The sequence below is a fragment of the Microbacterium sp. Be9 genome (assembly GCF_011754135.1).
Classification (GTDB): domain Bacteria; phylum Actinomycetota; class Actinomycetes; order Actinomycetales; family Microbacteriaceae; genus Microbacterium; species Microbacterium maritypicum_A.
In genome coordinates this window covers 1268278-1291006 of the sequence record NZ_WNWT01000004.1, presented here as the reverse complement: position 1 = coordinate 1291006, position 22729 = coordinate 1268278, and the positions used below count along the sequence as shown (strand labels likewise).

The window sequence follows — 22729 nt, the reverse complement described above, 5'->3', positions numbered from 1 at the left end:
CGCCCTGATACGGTGTCGGCGGTGGGCATGGCGCTCCTGGGGCCGACGAGCAAGAGGGATCTGTCGAGATGAAGCGCTCCTCCCGTGTGCGTCTCGGGCGCATCGGGTTCGCCGCAGTACTCGCGGTCATCGTCGGAGCGCTGGCACCTTCGCTGTCCACGAGCACTCCTGCACTCGCTGCGACCGACGGCCAGATGGTCAATCCAGCGTCGGGGAACATCCAATCGAAGGTCGGGGACGGCTGTCGTGGGAACTACCGGGCGCATGAGGGTATCGACATCTCCGCCCCCGGCGGGGCACCGATCGTCGCCGCCTACGACGGAATCATCAAGTCGCGAACGGTGAACAGCGGCTACGGGAACTACACCGACGTCGAACATCCCGGTGGCTATGTCACCAGATACGCCCATATGGCTTCACCCGGAACGTATGCACCGGGTACTCCCGTGGTCCGCGGGCAGCAGATCGGAGTCGTCGGCAACACCGGCAACTCTCCGGCCTACCATCTGCACTTCGAGGTACGGCGGAACGGGGCGGTCTACACCGCGATCAACAACGGGTTCACCTGTCTCGCGAACGTCACCCGGGGAAGCCTGATCCCCCTCTTCCTTCCCGGTCTCGGAACGGGCCCTGTGGCCGCATCGGCCGATTTCAACGGCGATATGAAGGCCGACCTGCTGCTCGTCGCCGGGAACGGCGACCTCCGTTATCGGCCGGGGACGGGAGGGGGAAGCTTTCATCCTGCGATCACCGTCTTCAACGGGTGGGGCAATACCCGGAGACATGTCACGCACGTGGATTTCAACGGTGACGGCAGAGGGGACATCTTCGCAGCCCGATCTGATGGTGCGCTGGAGTTCTATGCGGGCAACGGCTCGGGCGGATTCGCGCCGCCAGTGAGTGTGGGCACCGGGTGGTACGAGACGCTTCACGTCACGTCAGGAGCGGACTACACCGGCGACGGAAGACAGGACGTCATCGCCGTCGCTCCGTCTGGCGTCCTCACCATCTATCAGGGCAACGGTGCTGGAGGGTTCGGGAGCGCACACGTGACATTCCCGGAGAGCAACTGGTCGAGCGCCCATTTCCTGATCGGCGGCGATTTCGACGGCGACGGCCGAGGCGACCTCATCGGGGTCACCGAAACCGGGAGCCTCGACTTCTATCCGGGCGTGCCCAATGGGTTCGCGGCCAGGCGCGTCGTCGGCGAAGGGTGGGTCGAGTTCACGGCGGTGCTCGGCGGGGTGGACTACGACGGGGACGGTCGCGTCGATCTGCTCGGCCGTACGCCCGCGGGCGAGCTGTATCTCTATCCGGGGCGCGGCGATGGGATGTTCGGGACTCGAAAACTGATCAGTTCGGACTGGGCCGACCACCTTGCCCTCGGATAACCGCCCCTGACGCGGAGTAGCGCCTGCCGCTGAGCGAGCCGCGGCGTATCGTGGGCGCATGGTCGGTGTCACATTCGAGGAGATTGTGACGGAGCTGTACTGCGGGCCTCCGGGAGCTTTCGTCTCGTCGCGCAGCGCCCGCGCTGCGGAGGTCGCCCCGGACCTCGGGTCGCGAATCCTCGCCGTGCGGAAGCCATCGATCGCGGCCTGGGTTGTGAACGTCTTCGCGCGGGAGCGGTCCGGCCGGCTGCGGATGGCCCTGCAGCTGGCGCGAGAGCTGCGCGAGGCGCAGGAGGATCTCGATGTGGCGGCTCTGGCGACGCTCGGCAGAGAGCGCCGTCTGCTGACGAGGAAGCTCTCTCAGGACGCGGGGGAGTTGGCTGCGTCGCATGGGGAGCGGGTCACGCCCTCAACCCTCCAGGCGGTCGAGCAGACCATCTCCGCTGCGTTCTTCAATCCGGCAGCGGCGGCAGCAGTCGCCTCAGGCCGACTGTCGCGTGCTCTCACCCCCGCGTCGACGCAGAACGACATCCGCGACGCCGTGGCGGGGGACGTGCCCGAGCTCGAGTCTGCGTCTGAGCCGCCTCCGGCGGATGAGCTGCAGACCCGTCGCGCTCGACGCGAGGCCGAGCGCGCGGTCGTCGCGGCGGAGAAGGAGCAGGCATCCGCCGAAAGGGAGCTCACGACGCGTGACAAGGCACTTCAGGAGTTGCAGGCCCGGAACGACGAGCTCGCCGCGCGCGCTGCGGAGCTCGATGCTCAAATGTCGCGGACTCGTGCCGAGCTGGCGCGGGTGGAGCGCGTCCTTCCGGAAGCGAAACAGAGTCGGGCCGACGCGGCGACACGAGCGGAAGCAGCCACCGATGCTCTGGACCTGGCTCGGGAGGCGAAGGACGCGCTGTAGCCGACGACGTGCACCGTGCGGACGTCGAGAGTTCCGTCCGGAGCGGTTCGGTCCGACTCTCACCAGGGAAAAGCAAAACCCCCGCCATGTAGAAGCTAGGCGAGGGTTTCTGGGCTGATTGTAATGATCAGCCGTGTGGCTCCGACCGGCATCGATCCGGTGACCTTTCGATTTTCAGTCGAACGCTCTACCAACTGAGCTACAGAGCCGCGCGACCGGCGAACCTGTCGCGTCCTAGACGAAGAGCCCTCTCCGAAGAAAGAGCTCATCGCACGGAGCGACCCTGACGGGACTTGAACCCGCGACCTCCGCCGTGACAGGGCGGCACGCTAACCAACTGCGCTACAGGGCCATACTTGTTTTCAATTATATCGGAAGGTGTGACCCCAACGGGATTCGAACCCGTGCTACCGCCGTGAAAGGGCGGCGTCCTAGGCCGCTAAACGATGGGGCCGAGTCAGTCCCGGGGGACTTCCTTGCCGACGCTCAAGCATAAGGGATGTTTCGGGCAAATCGCGAATCGAGGGCGCGGCGCCGCAACCCGGGCGTGTTCCGGGGGCACGATCGACGTGTCGGGAGTGGACGAAGACGCCGCCATGCCCCCTGGTGCGGATGTGAAGGTTGTTGTTAGTGTGGCAACTGTGAAACCGGCGGAAGGGGCCGTGTGAACGACAAGATCACGCTGGACGCTGCAGTTGCTGCGGCGTCCGAGGACTGCGGCTGCGCGCCCAGCCCGACCGAACGCCGTGCGTTCGGCAAGAACGGCATCAGCCGTCGTGGAGCCCTCGGCATCGGCGCGCTCGGTGTCGTCGCGCTGAGCGCGTTCGGCATCACCAACGGCGTCTCCGCCGCCTATGCCGCTACGTACCCGAGCTGGGACGACGTGCAGCGCGCGAAGAGCAATGAAGCGGCCAAGGCCGCGGAGGTCTCGCGCATCGAGGGACTGATCCAGTCGCTCACGCAGAAGGTGGCCGAGACCCAGGCCGCGGCCAAGGTCGCGTCCCAGGAGTTCTACGACGCGCAGCAGGCTTACTTCGCTGCGGCCACCGAGGCCGACTCCATGCAGGCGAAGGCCGACGAACAGGCGGGGGTCGCCGACAGCTCGGCGCGCAAGGCGGGCCAGGTGGCCGCCCAGCTCTACCGCAACGGCGGCGACGACACGTCGATGGAGCTGTTCTTCGCCGGGTCGGCGAGCAACGCCGATGAGCTGCTCGCGCGCCTGGGCACGATGGACAAGCTCCTCGAGTACAACCAGTCGGTCTACGACAAGGCTGTCGCGGCGCGCAACTCCGCGCAGTCCCTCAGCGATCAGGCCGTCGTCGCGCGGAACGAGCGCGACCGGTTGCAGAAGGTCGCCGAAGAGAAGATGGTCGCGGCTCAGCAGGCGGCGGATGCGGCTCAGGCCGCTCTGGACGAGCAGTCGGCCAACCTCGCCACGATGCAGGCGCAGCTCGCCGCTCTCAAGGACGCGACCACCCAGACGGTCGCCGGCTACCAGGCCGGTGTCGAAGCCGAGGCGAAGGCTCGTCGCGAACGCGAAGCCGCCGAGCGCGCAGCGGCTGCGGCCGCAGCAGCTGCGGGTGGTGGCGGTGGCGGTGGCGGAAGCCAGGGCAGCGGTGGCTGGTGCCGCCCGCACGGCGGAGGAAAGAGTTCGGGATACGGACCCCGTTCCGTGCAGTGCGGCTCTCAGGGCTGCTCCTCGTCGTTCCACTACGGCACCGACTTCGCCAACGGCTGCGGCTCGCCCATCTACGCTGCGAATTCGGGCACGGTCGACTACGCGGGCCCCAACGACGGCTATGGCAACTACATCCGCATCCAGCACGGCGGCGGTGTCGGAACCGGTTATGCCCACATCCGTGACGGCGGCATCCTCGTCCGCAGGGGGCAGAGCGTCAGTTCCGGTCAGGTCATCGCCTACGCGGGGAACACGGGCCGCTCGTTCGGTTGCCACCTGCACTTCGAGGTCTACGTCAACGGTGGCCCCGTGAACCCCGTGGCCTTCCTCGGGGCACGCGGAGTCTCCGCCTGACCAGCTCTCACCTCTGCACGAAAAAGACCCCCGGCCGCTGAGCGGAACCGGGGGTCTTCTTCGTGCAGGCGGAGGGTCAGTGACCCTGCTCGCCGAAGCGGACGATGGCCTCGTCGAGGATGCGCTGCGCCTCGGCGGCGTTGCCCCACTCGTCGACCTTGACCCACTTGTTGGGCTCGAGGTCCTTATAGTGCTCGAAGAAGTGCGAGATCTCCTTCTTCGTGTACTCGGCGATGTCGTCGATGTCCTGGATGTGCGCCCAGCGCGGGTCCTTCGAGAGCACGGCGACGAGCTTGTCGTCTCCGCCGGCCTCATCGCTCATCTTCAGCACGGCCACGGGACGGACCTCGACGACGACACCGGGGTAGATGGCGTGGTCGAGCAGCACGAGCACGTCGAGCGGGTCGCCGTCCTCGCCGAGGGTGTTGTCGAAGTAGCCGTAGTCGGCCGGGTAGCCGAAGGTCGTGTAGAGCACGCGGTCGAGGTGCACTCGTCCGGTCTCGTGGTCGACCTCATACTTCACGCGGCTGCCGCGCGGAATCTCGATGACGGCGTCGTGTGCGCCCATGCGTGTGCTCCTCAGGAAAAGTTCGGTTGGATGCCGCGGACTAGCCTACCCGCGGCGCTCGCGCGTCCGGGGGCCGGCGTGCTCAGGACCCGGCGTGCTCAGGACCCGGCGTCGACGGTCGGCACGTCGTCGTCATTCGATCGTCTGCGGAACAGACGATTCAGCAGTCGGCTCATCGGGTCGCTCAGGAGCAGCAGGAAGAGACCGGCGTATCCGTTCGGCGAGGCGGCGACCGCGATGACGAGTGCGGCGGCGAACAGGATGATCGCCGCGAGGTCGCCGATCGCCCCCAACCGGATGGTCTCGGTCGACACCTCGCCGAGTTCGGGATGACGCGCCAGATAGAGCCAGCCGGCGAGGGTGGTGACCTGGGTCATGATCAGCGTGCCGATGTACACCACGGCCTGCAGCGCGTCGGTGTCCATCTGGCCGATCATCGCGGTGGGGACCGGCAGCCAGACGATCGTGGCCATCCACGCCACGTTGATCCACAGCAGTGGTCCGGTGATCCGCTCCACGTCCCGGTACTGGCGGTGGTGCCCCATCCAGAACGTGGCGATGAGGAGGAAGCTCAGCCCGAAGCTCAGCAGCTGCCCCGAATGCTCGTCCAGGAACTCGGCCGTGCTCGTGTGGCCGGATGCGGCCTCGGAGACCGACTCCATGAGGGGCAGGATGAGCAGTGTCATGGCGATCGCCACGACGGCGTCGACGAATGCCTTGAACCTCTCGGTCCGGAACGGACGTGTACGCGTGTTGTCGGTCACGGCGTCAGGATAGCCCCGCACAGCGCCGCACCGCCGTGCGCGCGCGGATCGGAGGAGCGCCGAGCAGGGGAGTGCCCTAGCGTGGACGGGTGCCGTCACTTCCTCCCGCCATCGCCGAGATCCGCCTCGCCGTGCGTACCGCGCTCGCCGAAATCCCCGAAGGATCGACGGTCATCGTCGCCCTCTCCGGAGGCGCGGACTCGCTCGCGCTCGCCGCGGCCACCGCCTTCGAAGCACCCAAGCTCGGTGTCCGTGCGGCGTCGTTGACGGTCGATCACGGCCTGCAGGACGACTCCGCGGAGGTCGCCTCCGGCGCGGCGCGCACGGCCGCCGAGCTGGGTCTCGACCCCCTGCTCGTGCGCGTCGACGTCGCGGGCGAGGGAGGGCCCGAAGCCGCTGCTCGTGATGCCCGCTACGGCGTTCTTCGCGATGCGGCCATCGATGTCGGTGCCGCCGCGGTGCTGCTCGGGCACACCCTCGACGACCAGGCGGAGACAGTGCTCCTCGGACTCGCCCGCGGCTCCGGCGCCGCGAGCCTGCAGGGGATGGCGCCGGTGCGGGAGGACGACGACGGCGTGCGGTGGGTACGCCCCTTGCTCGGGGTGCGCCGGGAGACGACGCGGGCATTCTGCGCGGCATCGGCCCTCGAACCCTGGGATGACCCGCACAACATCGATGGCCGCTACGCGAGGGTCCGGGTGCGCGAGCGCGTGCTCCCCGTGCTCGAGGCCGAGCTCGGTCCCGGCATCGCCGAGGCCCTCGCCCGCACGGCAGAGCAGCTGCGGGAGGACGCGGAGGCGTTCGACGAGATGATCCACGAGACCATCGAGGACATCGTCGAGCACGCGGAGGCGGGGATCTCGGTCAGCGTGGCGGCGCTCGCCGCGAACCCGGCGGCGCTGCGCAACAGGATCATCCGCCTCGTCGTCGACAGCGAGTTCGGGGTGAGCTTGACGCGGGTGCAGACCATCGAGGTCGCGCGACTGGTGACCGACTGGAGCGGCCAGGGACCGATCGACCTCCCCGAGTGCTCGGTCGTGCGACAGGGCGGCCGCATCGTCTTCACGGCATCCGGTCGCTGAGCGCGTTTCGTCTCGGGCGCCTGTGGCGTCTTCGCGAGACGGAACGCGCTCAGCGCGGAAGCTCTACTTCTTGCCGCCGAAGAGGCCGCCGAGGATCCCTCCGAGGTCGATGCCACCGCCGGATGCGCCGTTGCTGCCACCGCCCAGCAGCCCGCCGATCACGTCACCGATGCCGCCGCCGGCGGAGCCGCCCTTGTCGCCGCCACCGAGGATGCCTCCGATGAGGTCACCGATGCCTCCAGAGCTCTCCGCGCCGGCATCCGCCTTCGCGGCCTTGTCCTTGCTCGCGTTCGCGATGAGGCCCATCACGATGGGAGCGAGGATCGGCAGCAGCTTGCCGAAGTCGATGCCGGGGGTCGCCTTCGACTCGGTGAGCTCCTTCGTGACCTCCTTCTCCTTCGAACCGAGGATGTGCGCGACGATCTTGCCGCCGTCGGCCTGATCGATGTCGTCGACCTTCGCGGCGCCGGCGCTGCCCTCGTGCTTCTTCAGTGCGTTCTGGATCGCGGCGGAGCCCTCGTCAGTCTTGGCGTTCTGCGCGAGCCCGCCGAGCAGCACCGCACCGCCCTGCTCGACAGCGACCTTGGCCTCGTCCCGCGAGACGCCCAGCTTCTCGGCGATGTCGTCGATCGGCACCTGCCTGAGGATGTCGTCAAGAGCCATGGTGAATCCTTCCGTCGGGGCGTCCGCCCACATCACCGCTCACAGTAGTGCGGATGGCGCGGGAGGGGGAGATGCCTTCCCGGCCGACCCACCGGGACCGAGCATCCGATCGCGTCGCCTAAAATCGATCCATGCGCGCCGCGGAAATCCAGGACGACCTCACCAGCATTCTCGTCACAGAGGAGCAGATCCTCGCCAAGCTCGATGAACTCGCGGCACAGGTCGCAGAGGATTATGCGGGCAAGGACCTCGTCCTCGTCGGCGTCCTCAAGGGCGCGGTGATGGTGATGGCCGACTTCGCCAGGGCATTGCCCTTCCACGCACCGATGGACTGGATGGCGGTCTCGAGCTACGGTGCGAGCACCAAGTCCAGCGGTGTCGTGCAGATCCGCAAGGACCTCGACACCGACCTGAACGGCAAGCACGTGCTGATCGTCGAGGACGTCATCGATTCGGGCCTGACCCTCAGCTGGCTGCTGGAGAACTTCGGATCCCGCGGAGCCGAGTCGATCGAGGTGCTCGCCCTCCTGCGCAAGCCCGAGGCCGCGAAGGTCGTCATCGACTGCAAGTACGTCGGGTTCGACATCCCGACCGATTTCGTCGTCGGATACGGCCTCGACTACGACGAGCGCTACCGCAACCTGCGCGACGTCGCGGTGCTCGCTCCGCACGTCTACAGCTGACGACCGCGACGCGCTACGCCGTGGGTGAACGCACAGCGACCCCCTAGGGCGCGCGCGATACGCTGATCCGATCATGGATGTGAAGAAGCTCACCCGGAATCCGCTGATCTACGTCGCGCTGATCGGCGTGCTCCTGTTCGGCGGTTTCCTGCTGATCTCGAATCTGGGCGCGCCCAAGCAGATCACGACGCAGGAGGGGCTCAAGCTGCTCTCCGGCACGACGGTCACCGAGGTCGTGAACACCGACGGCGACCAGCGCGTGGACATGACGCTCTCGAAGCCCTTCAAGGGCTCGGAGGACGTGCAGTTCTACTACGTCGACGCCCGCGCCGACGAGGTGGTCAGCGCGATCAACGAGGCGGCTCCGAAGGACGGCTTCAACGACGCCGTTCCCCGTGCGACCTGGTTCGACGGCTTCCTCTCGCTCCTTCTTCCGCTGGTGCTGCTCGGCCTGCTGTTCTGGTGGCTCCTGTCGTCCATGCAGGGTGGCGGCGGCAAGGTCATGCAGTTCGGCAAGTCCAAGGCCAAGCTCGTCAACAAGGAGACCCCCACGGTCACCTTCGCCGATGTCGCCGGTGCCGACGAGGCCATCGAAGAACTCCATGAGATCAAGGAGTTCCTCCAGGACCCCGCGAAGTTCCAGGCCATCGGCGCCCGCATCCCGAAGGGCGTGCTGCTGTACGGCCCTCCCGGAACCGGCAAGACGCTCCTCGCCCGCGCCGTCGCCGGCGAGGCAGGCGCCCCGTTCTACTCCATCTCCGGTTCCGACTTCGTCGAGATGTTCGTCGGCGTCGGCGCCTCTCGCGTGCGCGACCTCTTCGGCCAGGCCAAGGAGAATGCGCCCGCCATCATCTTCATCGACGAGATCGACGCCGTCGGCCGTCACCGCGGCGCCGGTATGGGCGGCGGCAACGATGAGCGCGAGCAGACCCTCAACCAGATGCTGGTCGAGATGGACGGCTTCGACCCGAACGCGAACGTCATCGTGATCGCGGCGACCAACCGTCCCGACATCCTCGACCCCGCGCTTCTGCGCCCCGGTCGCTTCGACCGTCAGATCGGCGTGGACGCGCCCGACCTCAAGGGCCGACAGAAGATCCTCGAGGTACACAGCAAGGGCAAGCCCCTCGCGAAGAGCGTCGACCTCGAAGTCGTCGCCCGCAAGACCCCCGGTTTCACCGGCGCAGATCTCGCCAACGTGCTCAACGAGGCCGCGCTGCTCACCGCGCGCTCGAACGCGCAGCTGGTAGACAACCGTGCTCTCGACGAGGCCATCGACCGCGTGATCGCGGGTCCGCAGCGACGCACCCGTGTGATGCGCGACAAGGAGAAGCTGATCACGGCTTACCACGAGGGCGGCCACGCGCTCGCGGCGGCGGCGATGAACTACACCGACCCCGTGACCAAGATCACGATCCTGCCCCGTGGCAAGGCTCTCGGCTACACGATGGTGCTGCCGCTGGACGACAAGTACTCGGTCACCCGAAACGAGCTCCAGGACCAGCTGACCTACGCCATGGGGGGCCGCGTCGCGGAGGAGATCGTGTTCCACGACCCCACCACAGGTGCCTCGAACGACATCGAGAAGGCGACCTCGATCGCGCGCAAGATGGTCATCGAGTACGGCATGACCACGCAGGTCGGACCGGTCAAGCTGGGCACCGAGGGCGGCGACATGTTCGTGGCACGCGACATGGGACGCGGTCGCGAGTATTCGGAGAAGGTCGCGGAGCGGGTGGACGCCGAGGTGCGTGCCCTCATCGAACAGGCGCACAACGAGGCGTACGAGGTCATCAGCGAGAACCGCGACATCCTCGACAAGCTCGCTTTGGCGCTGCTCGAGGAGGAGACCCTCGACCACAATCAGATCGCGGAGATCTTCACCGAGATCAAGAAGCTTCCCGAGCGCCCGCTGTGGCTGTCGAGCGAAGGTCGCCCGGTGTCCGAGCGTCCTCCGATCGAGGTGCCGAAGAAGGACGTCTCGCTTGCGGCATCCGTGGAGGCTCCGGCCGGAACGCCGCGCACGCAGCAGGGTTCGGCGGGAGCCGGGCACCCGCGGCCCGCGACGGCGTGACGTGACCGTCGACAGGCAGCGCGTCGAGCGGCTCACGAGGGAGCTGCTCGAAGCGATCGGCGAGGACCCGGACCGGCCAGGGCTGAAACAGACCCCGATGCGGATGGGCGAGCTGTACTCCGAGTTCTTCTCGGGCGTCGGCGAAGACCCGGCCGAGCCGCTCGCGCGCACCATCAGCGTCTCCCGCGGCCCCGCACCGGATACCCTGCCCTCCGGAGCCGTGCTGCTGCGCGACATCCGCTTCCGCTCCGTCTGCGAGCACCATCTGCTGCCCTTCGCCGGTCATGCGCATATCGCCTACCTCCCCGGGGAGCAGGTCGTGGGGCTCGGAGCGCTGGTGCGCGTCGTCGAGATCCTCGCGGCACGTCCTCAAGTGCAGGAGCGCCTCGGGGAGCAGATCGCCGACACGATCGCAGAGCACCTCGACACCCGCGGGGTGCTGGTCGTGCTCGATGCGGCACACGGGTGCGTCACGATGCGCGGCGGGCGGCAGACCGAGGCATCGACGCTCACTATCGCGGCGCGCGGAGAGTACACGGACGCCGTCGCCCGAGCGGAGCTCATCACCCTGATCGGCGCGTCGGTGCCTCTCGGGGGTGCGGCGCGCTGATGACCGGGATCTGGGGCATCGTCAACGTGACGCCCGATTCGTTCAGCGATGGCGGACGCTATCTCGACGTCGATCGCGCGGTCGCCCACGGACTGCGACTGCGAGCCGAGGGTGCGGCTGTGCTCGATGTGGGCGGAGAATCGACCAGGCCGGGCGCCGACCGCGTCGGCGACGAGGCCGAACAGCAGCGCGTCATCCCCGTGATCGAACAGCTCGCTGCCGCGGGTGTTCCCGTGAGCATCGACACGCTCAGCGCATCGACGGCGGCTGCGGCCGTGCGGGCGGGCGCCAGGATCGTGAACGACGTCTCCGGAGGGCTCGCCGATCCCGAGATGCGCGCGGCCGTCGTGGAGTCCGGGGCCGATTTCGCGATCGGTCATTGGCGTGGCTTCTCCGCCGACATGTACGCGAACGCCGAGTACCGTCGCGTCGCCCGCGAGGTCGCGGGGGAGCTGCAGGAGCGCATCGGCGAGGCGGCGGCCTCCGGAATCGCCCCATCGCGCCTGATCGTCGACCCGGGTATCGGGTTCGCCAAGGCGGGCGCGCAGAACTGGGAGGTGCTGCGGGGGCTCGACGAGATCGTCGCCCTCGGGCCGCGCGTGCTCATCGGCACATCGCGCAAGCGGTTCCTCGCCGAAGCACTGCGCCGGGAAGCCGAGAGCGACGGTGACGTGTCGGAGTCTCGACGCGACCTCGCTACCGCTGTGACCAGTGCTCTCGCGGTCAGGGCCGGAGTCTGGGCCGTGCGTGTGCATGATGTGGCGAGCACGCGCGACGCCCTCGCGATCGCGCACGCCTGGGAAGGCTGAGGGCGCATCGGGGTGGCCCCGTACGCTAGAAGCATGGAGTCCCTCGACGAGATCGTCCTCACCGGTCTGACCGTCTTCGGTCGTCATGGTGTCTTCGAACACGAACGCCGCGACGGGCAGGAGTTCACGATCGATCTTCGTCTGCGGTTGTCGCTCGCGCAGGCTGCCGTCTCCGACGACGTGAGGGACACCGTGCACTACGGAGAGCTCGCCGAGAAGGTGGCCGCGGTCGTGGCCGGGGAACCGGTGAACCTGATCGAGACGCTCGCCGAGAGGATCGCCGCCGTCGGTCTCGAAGACCGTCGGGTGCAGGACGTCGTCGTGACCGTGCACAAGCCGCACGCGCCGATCGCGCTGGACTTCACCGATGTGGCGGTCACCGTGCATCGCCGCCGAACGCCTGACGCGCTGGAGGACACGACCGTATGAGCCGCAACCTCGCGAACCCGCCCGACATGCCCGCGCCTCGTCCCGGACGTCCGGAGACCACCGCGGTCGTCGCCCTCGGCGCGAACCTCGGCGACCGTCACGACACGATCAGGGCGGCCGCCGAGAGGATCGCGCGGCTCCCGCTGGTCAGCGAGGTGCGCCTCTCCCGGTTGTTCGAGACCGTCGCCCTCCGGCTCGACGGGCCCGATCCCGAGGCACCCGGCTACGTCAACGCCGTGGCTCTGGTGACCACGCGCCTCGCTCCCGAGATCCTTCTCGGGATGCTGCACGCCATCGAGGACGAGAACGGCCGAGAGCGACGGGAGCGCTGGGGCGACCGCACGCTCGACCTCGACCTGATCGCGTACGGCGACGTCATCTCCGACGAACCGCGTCTGCAGCTGCCGCATCCGCGCGCTGCCGAACGCCTCTTCGTGCTCGAACCGTGGCTGGATGTCGACCAGGACGCGGTGCTGCTCCGCCGGGGCAGAGTCGCCGACCTCGTGGCGGAACTGCGGGCCCGGAGCGAGGGATGAGACGCACCTCTGCGGGCGTGCTCGTCGTCCTCGCGCTGCTCGCCGGCGGAGGCGGGTTCCTGCTCGATCACCTGTTGACGGCATCGGGACGTGTCACGTTCACCCCCTCGCTCCTGCTTCCGGTGCTCCTCCTGCTGATCGGCGCAGCCTCCCTCGGGGTCGCCTGGCCGGTGCGGCGCAGCGTGCGGTCGGGCATCCGCATCGATCCCTTCCGCGCACTCAGAGCGGCGACACTCGCGCGGGCCTCGAGTCTGCTCGGCGCCATCATGGCGGGGTTCGGAGCCGGGCTGCTCGTGTTCCTCCTGTCACGTCCCGTCATTCCGCAGGTAGGGTCGACTGTGGCCATGCTGGCCCTGATCGGAAGCGCGATCGTCCTCGTGATCGCCGCGCTCGTCGCCGAGCAGTTCTGCACCCTGCCGAAGGATCCTGATGACTCAGAACCCAGAGACCGCGCCCCTGAACCCGGCGGAGGGCACTGACCTCGACGCCCTCGACAGGGGGACGTACACCCAGCTGCGCACGGCACGCAACGAGGCCCGCCTCGAACTCGACGGCACGTGGCACCAGATCTCGCCGCGCTATGTCGTGTCGCAGATCGTGCAGAACGTGATCTTCATCGCGATCGTCGCGATCGCCGCCGTCGTGCTGAACGTCGTGCTGAATCAGCAGTGGGTGTGGATCCCCGCCGGGATCATCCTGCTCATCACCGTGTTCGCCCTCATCATCCTCCCGCGCCAGGCGAAGGCGATCGGCTACATGCTCCGCGCCGACGACATCGTCTTCCGCAAGGGCATCCTGTGGCAGCGCATGATCGCCGTCCCCTACGGTCGCATGCAGCTGGTCGACATCACGCAGGGGCCGCTCGACCGCGCGTTCGGCATCGCCCAACTCAAGATGGTCACGGCCGCCGCGACGACCGGCGTGCAGATCCCCGGTCTGACGCAGGGGGCGGCCGAGGCGCTGCGCGACACCCTCATCCAGGTCGCCGAGACCCGTCGGACCGGCCTGTGAGCGAGCAGCAGCCCCCTTTCATGCCGAGCGCGCCCCTGCCCGTCGAGGAGGGTTCCACGACGCTCGCGAACGGTGAGTGGCACCGCATGCACCCCCTCACCCCGCTCTTCAAGGGCGGGCTCGCGCTGATCATCATCGCGGGTATCGTCATCGCGAACATGCGGGATCGCCTGATCACCTGGGCCGTGGGCATCTTCACGCCCGAAGAAGCGCACTACGGCGACTACGCCGGTGCCGATCCTGTCGATTGGGTGCTCTCGAACAACCTGATCCTGGTCGCGCTCCTCAGCGTGCTCGGGCTCGTGGTCGTGCTGGTGCTGATCTTCTGGTTCGTCTGGCGCTTCCAGCAGTTCCGGATCACCGGCGATCACGTCGAGGTCCGCAAGGGAATCATCTTCCGCTCGCACCGCCGCGCACCTCTCGACCGCGTGCAGGGCGTGAACCTGACACGCCCGTTCCCCGCCCGCATCATCGGTCTCGCGAAGCTCGAGGTGGTCGGAGCCGGCAACGACGCGAACGTCGAGCTCGAATACCTCGCGACGCCCCGCGCAGAGTCGGTGCGTGCCGACATCCTGCGTCTGGCATCGGGTGCTCGTGCGGCGCGCGACGCCGCGCTGAACCCGGCGGCAACGTCGGCCGCGCCCGGTCCGACATCCGCCCGGGCGCAGCTGGTCGGTTCGATGAACGCGGGTGTCAACGGCCTCATCTCCGGCGTCGACCTCGCCGATGTCGTCCCCGAGAGCGTCGTGAAGATCCCGACCGGCCGGCTTGTGGGCTCGCAGCTGATCTCCGGGCTGCTGTGGTTCGTCTTCTTCGGAGCGATCTTCGCGATCGCGATCGGCAGCGCGTTGATCGGGATGCTGGCCGATGGCAACTCGGATGGAGGTTTCGTCCTCCTCGGGCTGGGTCTCGGCATGGGCGTCCCCATGGTCATCGCCGTGGTCGGTATCACCTGGGCGCAGATCTCGAAGTCGCTGCGCTACTCGATCGCTCCGACTCCTGACGGCGTGCGCATCACCTACGGTCTTCTCACGACCGTGACCGAGACGCTCCCGCCGGGACGCATCTTCGCGGTGGAGGTGTCGCAGTCGCTGCTGTGGCGCCCGTTCGGGTGGTGGACGATCAAGATCAACCGTATGAGCGGCAAGAGCGCAGCCCAGCAGTCGTCGGGAAGCGGACAGCAGTTCAACGTGGTGCTGCCCGTCGGCAAACGCGCCGATGTCGAACGCGTGCTCGCGCTGGTGCTCCCCGACGTTCCTGGGGAGAGCATCCCGTTCCTCTGGGATCAGGGCGTCGTGGGTCCCGCCGATGGCGACGCGTATCGGACGATGCCACGGCGTGCAGCGTGGCGGCGTCCGTTCTCCTGGAAGCGACACGGCTACCTCGTCGCCGACTTCGGTCTGCTGCTGCGCCGCGGAAACGTCTGGCGCAAGCTCGCCGTGTTCCCGCTGGCACGTCTGCAGGGGGTCTCGCTCAGCCAGGGGCCGATCGACCGGCACCAGCGGGTTTCCGGCGCACAGGTGCACACGGTCCCCGGGCCGATCACCGGGTACCTCTCGGGTCTCGAACGTGCCGATGCGCTGGCTCTGGTCGACGAGGTCAGCCGTGCGGCAGCGGAGGCGGCGTCTCGCGACACCACCCACCGCTGGAGTGCGCACGCGGCGGAGATTCCCGTCGCAGCGCCCCCGGCCCCGCCGGCGTACACCGGCCCGCCGCCGGTCTTCCCCGTCCCCGGACAGGCAGGGCCGCCCGCCCCGCCTGCACCGCCGGTCGACACGCCGGCGCCTCCGGTGCTTCCGGTGCTTCCGCCGGCATCTCCGGTGGGACCGCCTTCGGGTGTACCGGCAGCTCCCGCGGAGAACGCTCCGGAGGGTCCGCAGGTGCCTCCGAACTTCCCGGCTGCTCCGCCGGCAGCTCCTCCCGCACCCCCGCTGCTCCGGCGGACGAGGCGCGACGATGGCGCGTGACGGACGCCTCGGCGTCGGCATCATCGGGGCAGGGCGCGTAGGGCCGGTCGTCGGGGCGGCGCTCGGCGGTGCAGGACATGCCGTGATCGGGATCACCAGCGGATCCGACGACGAACGCGCCTCGGCCGTGCTGCCGGACGTGCCGGTTCTCGATGCCCTGGAGGTCGTGCGTCGCGCCGAGCTCGTGATCATCGCGGTACCCAGCGAGCAGCTGCCGTCGCTCGTCGCGGGCATCGCCGAGGTGGGCGGCTGGCAGATCGGCCAGCTCGTGCTGCACACCGACCCCGGCTACGGCATCGACGTGCTGCGCCCGGCAGCCGAACGCGGGGCGATCCCCCTCGCCGTGCATCCCGCGATCACCTTCACAGGGACGTCGATCGACCTTCGGCAGCTGCATGCCGGGTTCGCCGCGGTGACCGCTCCGGTCGCCGTGCTGCCGATCGCCCAGGCCCTCGCCGTGGAGATGGGGTGCGAGCCCGTCGTGATCGCGGAGGCGGATCGTCCCGCCTACGCCGATGCCATCGCCACAGCCACCGAGTTCTCGCGGTCGATCATCGGACAGTCGACCGCGCGACTGCGGGAGATCGGCGTGGAGAACCCCGGCGGCTACCTCTCGGCCCTCGTGCAGTCGACCGTCGAGAGGGCACTGCGCGAAGCCTCGGACGCTCCGCCGCTGATCTGAACCGTTTCGCGGCGGTACCCCGGATGCGGGCGCCAGTGGGACTCACCGTCCGCCGGAGAAGCCGCCGCCTCCGCCGCCCCCGGAGAACCCGCCGCCGAATGACCCTCCGGCACTCGACGAAGAGCCCGCCGAGGGGGCCGAGTACGTCGCGGCGGAGTGCGACGATGCCACGAACGAGGCGAGCTGCGTCCGGAGTGCGAACGATGCCGGGTCGCCGATCCAGGATGCGCCGCGCTCCGCATTCGCGTAGGCCTTCTCGAGCACATCACCCCACTCGCGTTCCATCCCGAACAGGATCGCGTAGGGGAGAAGCCGTTCGTACACGTGGATGACGTCGGCGGTGCCGTCGGCGCGACGTTCGGCTCCGGTGTACGACTGGAGCATGCGCAGGCGATCGGCGTCGGCGACCCGGATGAACTCCTTCACTCCCTGCAGATACTCGTAGGTGCGTGCGCCTTCGACGGTGAGCACCGTGTGCTTCGAGAACGGATAGACGCTGGAGAGCAGCACGAGGAAAGCCCCGATGGAGATCACGACGAGTGCAGGGATCGCGGACAGGCGTCCGCTGGCGGCGCTCCAGATCCCGAACGCCAAGCCGACGACGGCGAGGCCGATCGCACACCACTGCAGGATCACAGCACTTCGACTGCGTGCCTTCTCGGTGAGTCCGCGGCTCTGCGCCTCGGTCGTGCCTCGGTGCTGGAGTGCCGTCATCCGAGCGGCGAAGGCTTCGTCGGCGGCGGGGAGATCGACCACCCCGTCGGCGTCCGCATCGAGGAAGAGCGCTTCGAGGGCGTCGACGTCGAGCTGGTCGGGGCTGTGTGCCTCGCCGAGACGACGAACGCGAGGCTGGTCTTCCTCCGTCCCCTCTTCGATGCGCAGCATGCCGCGGACGGCGAGGTGCACGATCTCGGACGGGATCACGTCTTCGGCCCCGGGAACGACGGCAGCGGCGAGCAGCGGGGGCAGCGAGTCCGGCACGTCGTACTGGGCGACCACGATGCCGGTAGCGGCTCGCCGTCTGCGCGCGAAGGCCGACACCGCCACCCAGCTGCCGGCGGCGAGTCCGAGAGCGCCGACCGCGGCGGCGATCGGTGCGACGTCGGCGACCGGATCCGGTGTGCGGGCGAGCGGCTGCGTGGCGGTGCCCGGTTCGAAACCGATGGCCACCGTCACCCCGTCACCGGCGGGACGAGGCCCCGATTCGACACGGAAGGTCGCGCTGCGGCCGTCGGTGGTCGGACCCTCCAGCTCGCACTCCTCCTTCGAGCCGGAAGGGCCGGAGTAGCAGCGGGTGGCACCGTCGAGTGCGTTGCTCATCGCAGGATCGAACACGATCTCGGCGCGGAACCGGTCGATGGGCTGCGTGCTGTCGAGGGGGAGCAGGTCCCAGTAGAACTCGTCTGCCGGGGGAGCGGACGAACCCTCGGACCGATCGGTCGCGAGGATCACGTCGCGCATCTCGTACTCGATGACGTAGGTGGTGAGGCCCCGCACGAAGTCGTCGTCGTTACCCGTCAGCACGTAGAGGAGCCCGTCCTCCTCGTCCGTCTCGTAGGGCACGTCCGCCCCGTTGCCGTCGGTCACGGACAGGATCGTCGTCTCGATGCTCGCCCCTTCGTATGAAGTCGCGAGTCCGCGGACGATGCCGCGATTCTGGTCGACGTCGGGGAAGCGGGCCACGAGGGTCTCCGTCACGCGCATGCGGGCGCGGCCCTCGTCGTCGAGACCGATCTCGTAGACGGCATCCCACGAGCTGTAAGAGAAATCGTCGACATCGGTGGGGACGTCCGCGGGCCGGGGCGCAGCCAGGTGCGACGCGGGCCCGTCGGACGCGGCCTGCGCGGCGGCAGGGGCGAGGACCGCCACCATCGCGAGGGAGAGGGCAGCGAACGCGCGGAGGATCCGTGTGTGGGCCATTCTTCGAGGCTACCCAGCGTGCGCCAAGCAGCGGGATGCCGCCTCGGTAAACTGGGAGGGACTTCCAAGGAGCCCCCCACATGACTGACGCGTCCGCCGCGCCCGAATCGGCCTCGACCGACCCTTCCCTCGAAGAGGACGTCCACGAGCAGAAGGCCGTGCGCCTCGCCAAGCGCGAGCGCCTGATCGAGAAGCGGGCGGATGCGGGCGGCGGGGCGTTCCCGGTCGCCGTTCCCGTCACGCACACGATTCCCGCGCTGCGCGCCGAGTACGGCGAGCTCGAGGCCGGCGCCGAAACCGGTGTCATCGTCGGAGTCGCGGGTCGTGTGGTGTTCAGTCGCAACACCGGCAAGCTCTGCTTCGCCACTTTGCAGGCGGGTGACGGCTCGCGCATCCAGGCCATGATCTCCCTGGCGAACGTCGGCGAGGAGTCGCTGGCCGACTGGAAGGAGTACGTCGACCTGGGGGACCACGTCTTCGTGCACGGTGAAGTCATCTCCAGTCGCCGCGGCGAGCTGTCGATCATGGCGGACGACTGGACGATCGCGGCGAAGGCGATCCTGCCGCTCCCCAATGCCTACTCCGAACTCAGCGAGGAGGGCCGCGTACGCAGCCGCTACCTCGACCTGATCGTGCGCGAGCAGGCGCGCACGACGGTCCGCGCGCGCGCCGCCGTGAATGCGAGCCTGCGTTCGACGTTCACCAGCCATGACTACCTCGAGGTGGAGACCCCGATGCTGCAGGTGCAGCACGGCGGGGCCTCTGCCCGCCCGTTCATCACGCACTCGAACGCGTTCGACACCGAGCTGTACCTGCGCATCGCACCCGAGCTGTACCTCAAGCGCGCTGTCGTCGGCGGGATCGAGCGCGTCTACGAGATCAACCGGAACTTCCGCAACGAGGGAGCCGACTCTACACACAGCCCCGAGTTCGCGATGCTCGAGGCCTACCAGGCGTACGGCGACTACAACCAGATGGCCGCCCTCACACAGGAGCTCGTGCAGAACGCGGCGATCGCGGTCGCCGGCTCCACGACCGTGACCTGGGCCGACGGTACCGAGTATGAGCTCGGCGGCGAGTGGGACCGCATCTCGATGTACGAGTCGCTGTCGGCCGCATCCGGGCGCACCACCACTCCGCAGGACTCGGTCGAAGACCTGATCGCGTTCGCCGAGGCCAACGACGTCGATCTGCCTCCGCAGGCCACTCACGGCAAGCTCGTCGAGGAGCTGTGGGAGCATTTCGTGAAGGGCGACCTCGTCCGCCCCACGTTCGTGATGGATTTCCCCGTCGACACGTCGCCCCTGGTCCGTGAACACCGCTCGATCGCGGGTGTCGTGGAGAAGTGGGATCTGTACATCCGTGGCTTCGAGCTGGCGACCGGGTACTCCGAACTGGTCGACCCCGTGATCCAACGCGAGCGCTTCGTGGAACAGGCCAAACTCGCCGCACGCGGTGACGTCGAGGCGATGCCGGTCGACGAAGAGTTCCTGCGGGCCCTCGAGCACGGAATGCCGCCGTCCGGAGGAATGGGCATGGGGATCGACCGCCTGCTGATGGCGATCACCGGCCTGGGCATTCGTGAGACCATCCTGTTCCCCCTGGTCAAGTAACACGATCACCGACGGTCACTGCGCCGAGTGGCGACGGAACGCCCACTCCGGGAGTATCGCTCCGCCGATCATGGTCTCCAGGAGCGCGGCCAGTGAATAGTGCGGGTCGATCTCTCGCACCATCTCGAGGTATCGGCCTGCGTGGCTGGCGCGTCCCAGAGCCCATGACAACCACGCCGCCACGGTGAGGGGTGCGGATCGCGAGAGCCTCGGAGCCCGTGCCGCCGCTTCGCGTGCGGCGGTGAGGGCGCGTCGGAGGCGGTCGGTGTCGGGAGTGGGGCCGCGCCCGAGGAACACCTCACCCACCTCGTCGGGGATCATCACCCCGGATGCCTCGAACGCGGTCTGTGCAGCGAGGGTGCGCACGCCGCCTGCCAGGTCGGTCGCCCACTGAGCGATGGCGACGTCCCGCAAAAGGGGCTGCTCGAGGCACCACAGCAGCGTGGCCGTCGCGAACGGGGGCAGAGCGTCGGGTGCCGCCAGCACCGACTCGTAGAAGGCCGGAACATCGTCGAGCAGGACGAGCGCGGCGATGAGCCGCGGATCATCCCGACTCGTCAGTCGACCTCGACCCTTCCGATCGAGGAACGCCGCGAGCTCGAGCGACGCGGTCCCCACACGTTCCTTCTCGGCGAGGTCGACGTGCGGGAGATCCGCCCCGACGCTCTGGTCTCCGGACACGTCGGTCGACAGCGGTAGATCGGCGGGAGTGCGGATCTGCGCCAACGGCCCCAGCTCGGGCTCCTCGTCGAGGTAGCTCGACCACCCGGAGGGGGTCACGCAGAGAGCGTCGACGATGCGGAGGCCCGCCTCCTCTGCGCACCCCAACAGCTCGTCGACGGCGACCGCGTGGGGGAGGACGAGACCGTCTCGCGTCGGGTGCGACTCCTCATCGGTGTAGACGACGACCGCGACGGCATCCGTCGCTGTGACGCGGGCGACGAGGCCGACGGCGGCGTCGGCATAGACCTCGAGGTCAGCCTTCTCCTGCGGGAGATCGAGACGCATGGCTCCGTCGGTGCGGCTGCCTCGGAAAGGGAGGAGCACGATGCTCCGACGGGGCGTGAAGCCCGCGAGGGACGGGACGATGCCGAGGAAAGCGGCGGAATCGGAGGCTCGGAGAACTGTTGTCATCCCGAGAGTGTCGTCGAGGGCGAAGCCCGCCGAGCGCGAAAGAGGACCCTGTGGACGGAGTTCCTGTGAACGCCGAAATGTGCACGAACAGTGGCTCGCGTACCATGGGGTGATGGACAACTTCTGGCTCGCCGCGGCATGGTCGCTTCTGCCGACCGTCGGAGTGAGCATCGTGTTCTTCCTCGTGGTCCGCGGCATTCTCCGCTTCGACCGGACCGAGCGCAAGGTGCACGCGCAGATCGAGGCTGAGGAGCGCGCCGCGCGAGGCCTCCCGCCGCGCGCCTGAGTCCGACCCATCGGCTACTGTGAAGCCAGCGCACCTGTTCGGGTGCGCCTCGGCTGTGATGGTCACTGCGGTGGCGAGGGGGCACGATGACTGCGGAGACCTGGGGATGGTGGATCGCCGCCTTCCTCGTGGTGCTCGACATCATCATCCGTGTCACGGCCATCATCGTCATCCCCCGCAACAGGCGTCCCACGGCGGCGATGGCATGGCTGCTGGCCGTGTTCTTCATACCGTTCGTCGGTGTCTTCCTGTTCCTCGTGATCGGCAACCCGCGCCTTCCCCGCGCGCGTCGGCGCAAACAGGATCAGATCAACGAGTACATCGCCGAGACCAGCGAGCACCTGCATTTCGGCACGCTCCGCCCGAACGCACCCGCGTGGTTCGGGCCGATCGTGCAGATGAATCAGAAGCTCGGCGCCCTCCCGCTCTCGGGCGACAACGGCGCCCACCTCATCTCGGACTACCAGGAGTCCCTCGATGAGATGGCGCAGGCGATCCGCACGGCGCAGGAGTATGTGCACGTCGAGTTCTACATCCTGCAGTCCGACACGTCGACCGACAACTTCTTCCGGGCGCTGGAAGAGGTCTGCGCCCGTGGTGTCGAGGTCCGCGTGCTCCTGGACCACTGGGCCAACCGCGGCAAGCCCCGCTACAAGCAGACCATCGCGCGCCTCAATGCGATGGGCGCCGACTGGCATCTGATGCTCCCGGTGCAGCCGCTCAAGGGCAAGATGCAGCGCCCCGATCTGCGCAACCACCGCAAGCTCCTCGTCGTCGACGGCAACATCGCGTTCCTCGGATCGCAGAACATCACCGATTCGACCTACAACCTGCCGAAGAACATCAAGCGCGGTCTGCACTGGGTCGACCTGATGGTGCGTCTGGACGGCCCGGTCGTGCTGAGCGTGAACGCGATCTTCGTCGCGGACTGGTACAGCGAGACCGACACCGTCCTCGAGGGCATCGACATCGCTCACGCGAACATCGGCTCCGGTGACCTCGACTGCCAGGTCGTCCCGTCCGGTCCCGGTTTCGAGGTCGAGAACAACCTCCGGCTCTTCCTCAGCCTGCTCTATGCGGCGAAGAAGAAGATCATGATCGTCAGCCCCTACTTCGTCCCGGACGAGGCGCTGCTGCTCGCGGTCACCGCGGCCGTGGACCGCGGCGTGCATGTCGAGCTGTTCGTGTCGGAAGAGGGCGACCAAGCGATGGTGTACCACGCCCAGCGCAGCTACTACGAGGTGCTGCTCAAGGCCGGAGTCCGCATCTGGATGTATCGCAAGCCGTACATCCTGCACACCAAGACGCTGACCATCGACGATGAGGTCGCCGTGATCGGATCGAGCAACATGGACATGCGCTCCTTCGGTCTGAACCTCGAGGTCTCGATGCTGGTGCGAGGCGAGGAGTTCGTCGCCGAGATGCGCGAGGTCGAAGACAAGTACCGCTCGCTCAGCCGAGAGCTGACGCTGGAGGAGTGGATGCAGCAGCCGCTTCGTTCGACGGTGCTCGACAACCTCGCCCGCCTCACCTCCGCGCTGCAGTAGGCGACGCAGGCTATCCGCACGAAC

General features: G+C 68.1%; 22 protein-coding genes and 3 tRNA genes. 17 read left to right on the top strand and 8 right to left on the bottom strand.

The features are described from left to right. Window positions 1-68: 68 nt before the first annotated feature. Window positions 69-1391 (top strand): FG-GAP-like repeat-containing protein, encoded by a 1323-nt coding sequence (locus GLO27_RS10415; RefSeq protein ID WP_167254697.1) that lies wholly within the window; start codon window positions 69-71, stop codon window positions 1389-1391. A 58-nt stretch (window positions 1392-1449) separates the two neighbouring features. Beyond that, window positions 1450-2295, top strand: a complete 846-nt coding sequence (locus GLO27_RS10410; protein WP_021198728.1) for a hypothetical protein — start codon at window positions 1450-1452, stop codon at window positions 2293-2295. A 136-nt stretch (window positions 2296-2431) separates the two neighbouring features. Here GLO27_RS10410 and GLO27_RS10405 read toward each other — a convergent pair. The 3 genes from GLO27_RS10405 to GLO27_RS10395 form a co-directional block, all read right to left on the bottom strand. Continuing rightward, window positions 2432-2504: transfer RNA gene (locus GLO27_RS10405), tRNA-Phe, on the bottom strand. A gap of 69 nt (window positions 2505-2573) precedes the next feature. After that, window positions 2574-2647, bottom strand: a tRNA-Asp gene (locus GLO27_RS10400). 29 nt (window positions 2648-2676) lie between these two features. After that, a tRNA-Glu gene (locus GLO27_RS10395) sits at window positions 2677-2749 on the bottom strand. A 210-nt stretch (window positions 2750-2959) separates the two neighbouring features. On the opposite strand from GLO27_RS10395, the gene GLO27_RS10390 reads away from it, so the two are divergent. Further along, on the top strand, window positions 2960-4327 hold the full coding sequence (locus GLO27_RS10390) for a M23 family metallopeptidase (protein ID WP_021198727.1): 1368 nt from the start codon (window positions 2960-2962) through the stop codon (window positions 4325-4327). 76 nt (window positions 4328-4403) lie between these two features. Here GLO27_RS10390 and GLO27_RS10385 read toward each other — a convergent pair whose 3' ends face one another. Together GLO27_RS10385 and GLO27_RS10380 are read right to left on the bottom strand one after the other, a co-directional pair. Further along, entirely contained in the window at window positions 4404-4895 is a 492-nt protein-coding gene (locus tag GLO27_RS10385; protein WP_021198726.1) for an inorganic diphosphatase, read from the bottom strand. Window positions 4896-4993: 98 nt separating this feature from the next. Continuing rightward, a complete protein-coding gene (locus GLO27_RS10380) occupies window positions 4994-5659 on the bottom strand; it encodes a TMEM175 family protein (protein ID WP_021198725.1) in 666 nt (221 codons plus the stop codon). An 89-nt stretch (window positions 5660-5748) separates the two neighbouring features. Here GLO27_RS10380 and tilS point away from each other — a divergent pair, with 89 nt between their 5' ends. Beyond that, window positions 5749-6741 (top strand): tRNA lysidine(34) synthetase TilS, encoded by a 993-nt coding sequence (gene tilS, locus GLO27_RS10375; RefSeq protein ID WP_167254696.1) that lies wholly within the window; start codon window positions 5749-5751, stop codon window positions 6739-6741. A 63-nt stretch (window positions 6742-6804) separates the two neighbouring features. Here tilS and GLO27_RS20045 read toward each other — a convergent pair whose 3' ends face one another. After that, entirely contained in the window at window positions 6805-7404 is a 600-nt protein-coding gene (locus GLO27_RS20045; protein ID WP_021198723.1) for a DUF937 domain-containing protein, read from the bottom strand. Between the two features lie 131 nt (window positions 7405-7535). On the opposite strand from GLO27_RS20045, the gene hpt reads away from it, so the two are divergent. From hpt to GLO27_RS10320, 10 genes are all read left to right on the top strand, one after another. Beyond that, entirely contained in the window at window positions 7536-8087 is a 552-nt protein-coding gene (hpt, locus tag GLO27_RS10365; RefSeq protein ID WP_021198722.1) for a hypoxanthine phosphoribosyltransferase, read from the top strand. Window positions 8088-8160: 73 nt separating this feature from the next. Beyond that, window positions 8161-10161, top strand: coding sequence for an ATP-dependent zinc metalloprotease FtsH (ftsH, locus tag GLO27_RS10360; RefSeq protein ID WP_021198721.1), 2001 nt, complete (start codon window positions 8161-8163; stop codon window positions 10159-10161). Between the two features lies 1 nt (window position 10162). Then, window positions 10163-10771: a GTP cyclohydrolase I gene (folE, locus tag GLO27_RS10355; RefSeq protein ID WP_167254695.1), complete on the top strand. Its 609-nt coding sequence runs from the start codon at window positions 10163-10165 to the stop codon at window positions 10769-10771. Beyond that, entirely contained in the window at window positions 10771-11580 is an 810-nt protein-coding gene (gene folP / locus GLO27_RS10350; RefSeq protein ID WP_167254694.1) for a dihydropteroate synthase, read from the top strand. Before folE ends, folP begins: the two co-directional genes overlap by 1 nt. Before the next feature lie 33 nt (window positions 11581-11613). Next, window positions 11614-12009 carry a dihydroneopterin aldolase gene (gene folB / locus GLO27_RS10345; RefSeq protein WP_021198201.1) on the top strand — a complete coding sequence of 132 codons (396 nt, stop codon included), beginning with the start codon at window positions 11614-11616 and terminating at the stop codon, window positions 12007-12009. Next, on the top strand, window positions 12006-12545 hold the full coding sequence (folK, locus tag GLO27_RS10340) for a 2-amino-4-hydroxy-6-hydroxymethyldihydropteridine diphosphokinase (RefSeq protein WP_167254693.1): 540 nt from the start codon (window positions 12006-12008) through the stop codon (window positions 12543-12545). Before folB ends, folK begins: the two co-directional genes overlap by 4 nt. Next, window positions 12542-13024: a DUF3180 domain-containing protein gene (locus GLO27_RS10335; protein ID WP_021198199.1), complete on the top strand. Its 483-nt coding sequence runs from the start codon at window positions 12542-12544 to the stop codon at window positions 13022-13024. Before folK ends, GLO27_RS10335 begins: the two co-directional genes overlap by 4 nt. Continuing rightward, a complete protein-coding gene (locus GLO27_RS10330; RefSeq protein WP_021198198.1) occupies window positions 12975-13556 on the top strand; it encodes a PH domain-containing protein in 582 nt (193 codons plus the stop codon). The genes GLO27_RS10335 and GLO27_RS10330 overlap by 50 nt, the downstream gene beginning before the upstream one ends. A gap of 20 nt (window positions 13557-13576) precedes the next feature. Beyond that, window positions 13577-15523 carry a PH domain-containing protein gene (locus GLO27_RS10325; protein ID WP_167254692.1) on the top strand — a complete coding sequence of 649 codons (1947 nt, stop codon included), beginning with the start codon at window positions 13577-13579 and terminating at the stop codon, window positions 15521-15523. After that, window positions 15513-16205, top strand: a complete 693-nt coding sequence (locus GLO27_RS10320) for a DUF2520 domain-containing protein (protein ID WP_167254691.1) — start codon at window positions 15513-15515, stop codon at window positions 16203-16205. The genes GLO27_RS10325 and GLO27_RS10320 overlap by 11 nt, the downstream gene beginning before the upstream one ends. Before the next feature lie 42 nt (window positions 16206-16247). On the opposite strand, the gene GLO27_RS10315 is transcribed toward GLO27_RS10320, so the two are convergent. After that, window positions 16248-18125, bottom strand: a complete 1878-nt coding sequence (locus GLO27_RS10315; RefSeq protein ID WP_167254690.1) for a DUF2207 domain-containing protein — start codon at window positions 18123-18125, stop codon at window positions 16248-16250. 80 nt (window positions 18126-18205) lie between these two features. Between GLO27_RS10315 and lysS the strand changes: the two genes are divergently transcribed. Continuing rightward, the gene (lysS, locus tag GLO27_RS10310) at window positions 18206-19738 is read left to right on the top strand and encodes a lysine--tRNA ligase (RefSeq protein ID WP_029259669.1); all 1533 of its coding nucleotides are present in this window, start codon (window positions 18206-18208) and stop codon (window positions 19736-19738) included. Between the two features lie 15 nt (window positions 19739-19753). Here lysS and GLO27_RS10305 read toward each other — a convergent pair whose 3' ends face one another. Then, window positions 19754-20872 (bottom strand): DUF4192 family protein, encoded by a 1119-nt coding sequence (locus GLO27_RS10305; protein WP_021198193.1) that lies wholly within the window; start codon window positions 20870-20872, stop codon window positions 19754-19756. A 112-nt stretch (window positions 20873-20984) separates the two neighbouring features. Here GLO27_RS10305 and GLO27_RS10300 point away from each other — a divergent pair, with 112 nt between their 5' ends. Then, entirely contained in the window at window positions 20985-21158 is a 174-nt protein-coding gene (locus GLO27_RS10300) for a hypothetical protein (RefSeq protein WP_021198192.1), read from the top strand. Between the two features lie 86 nt (window positions 21159-21244). Next, window positions 21245-22705 carry a cardiolipin synthase gene (gene cls / locus GLO27_RS10295; protein WP_021198191.1) on the top strand — a complete coding sequence of 487 codons (1461 nt, stop codon included), beginning with the start codon at window positions 21245-21247 and terminating at the stop codon, window positions 22703-22705. Window positions 22706-22729: the final 24 nt, after the last annotated feature.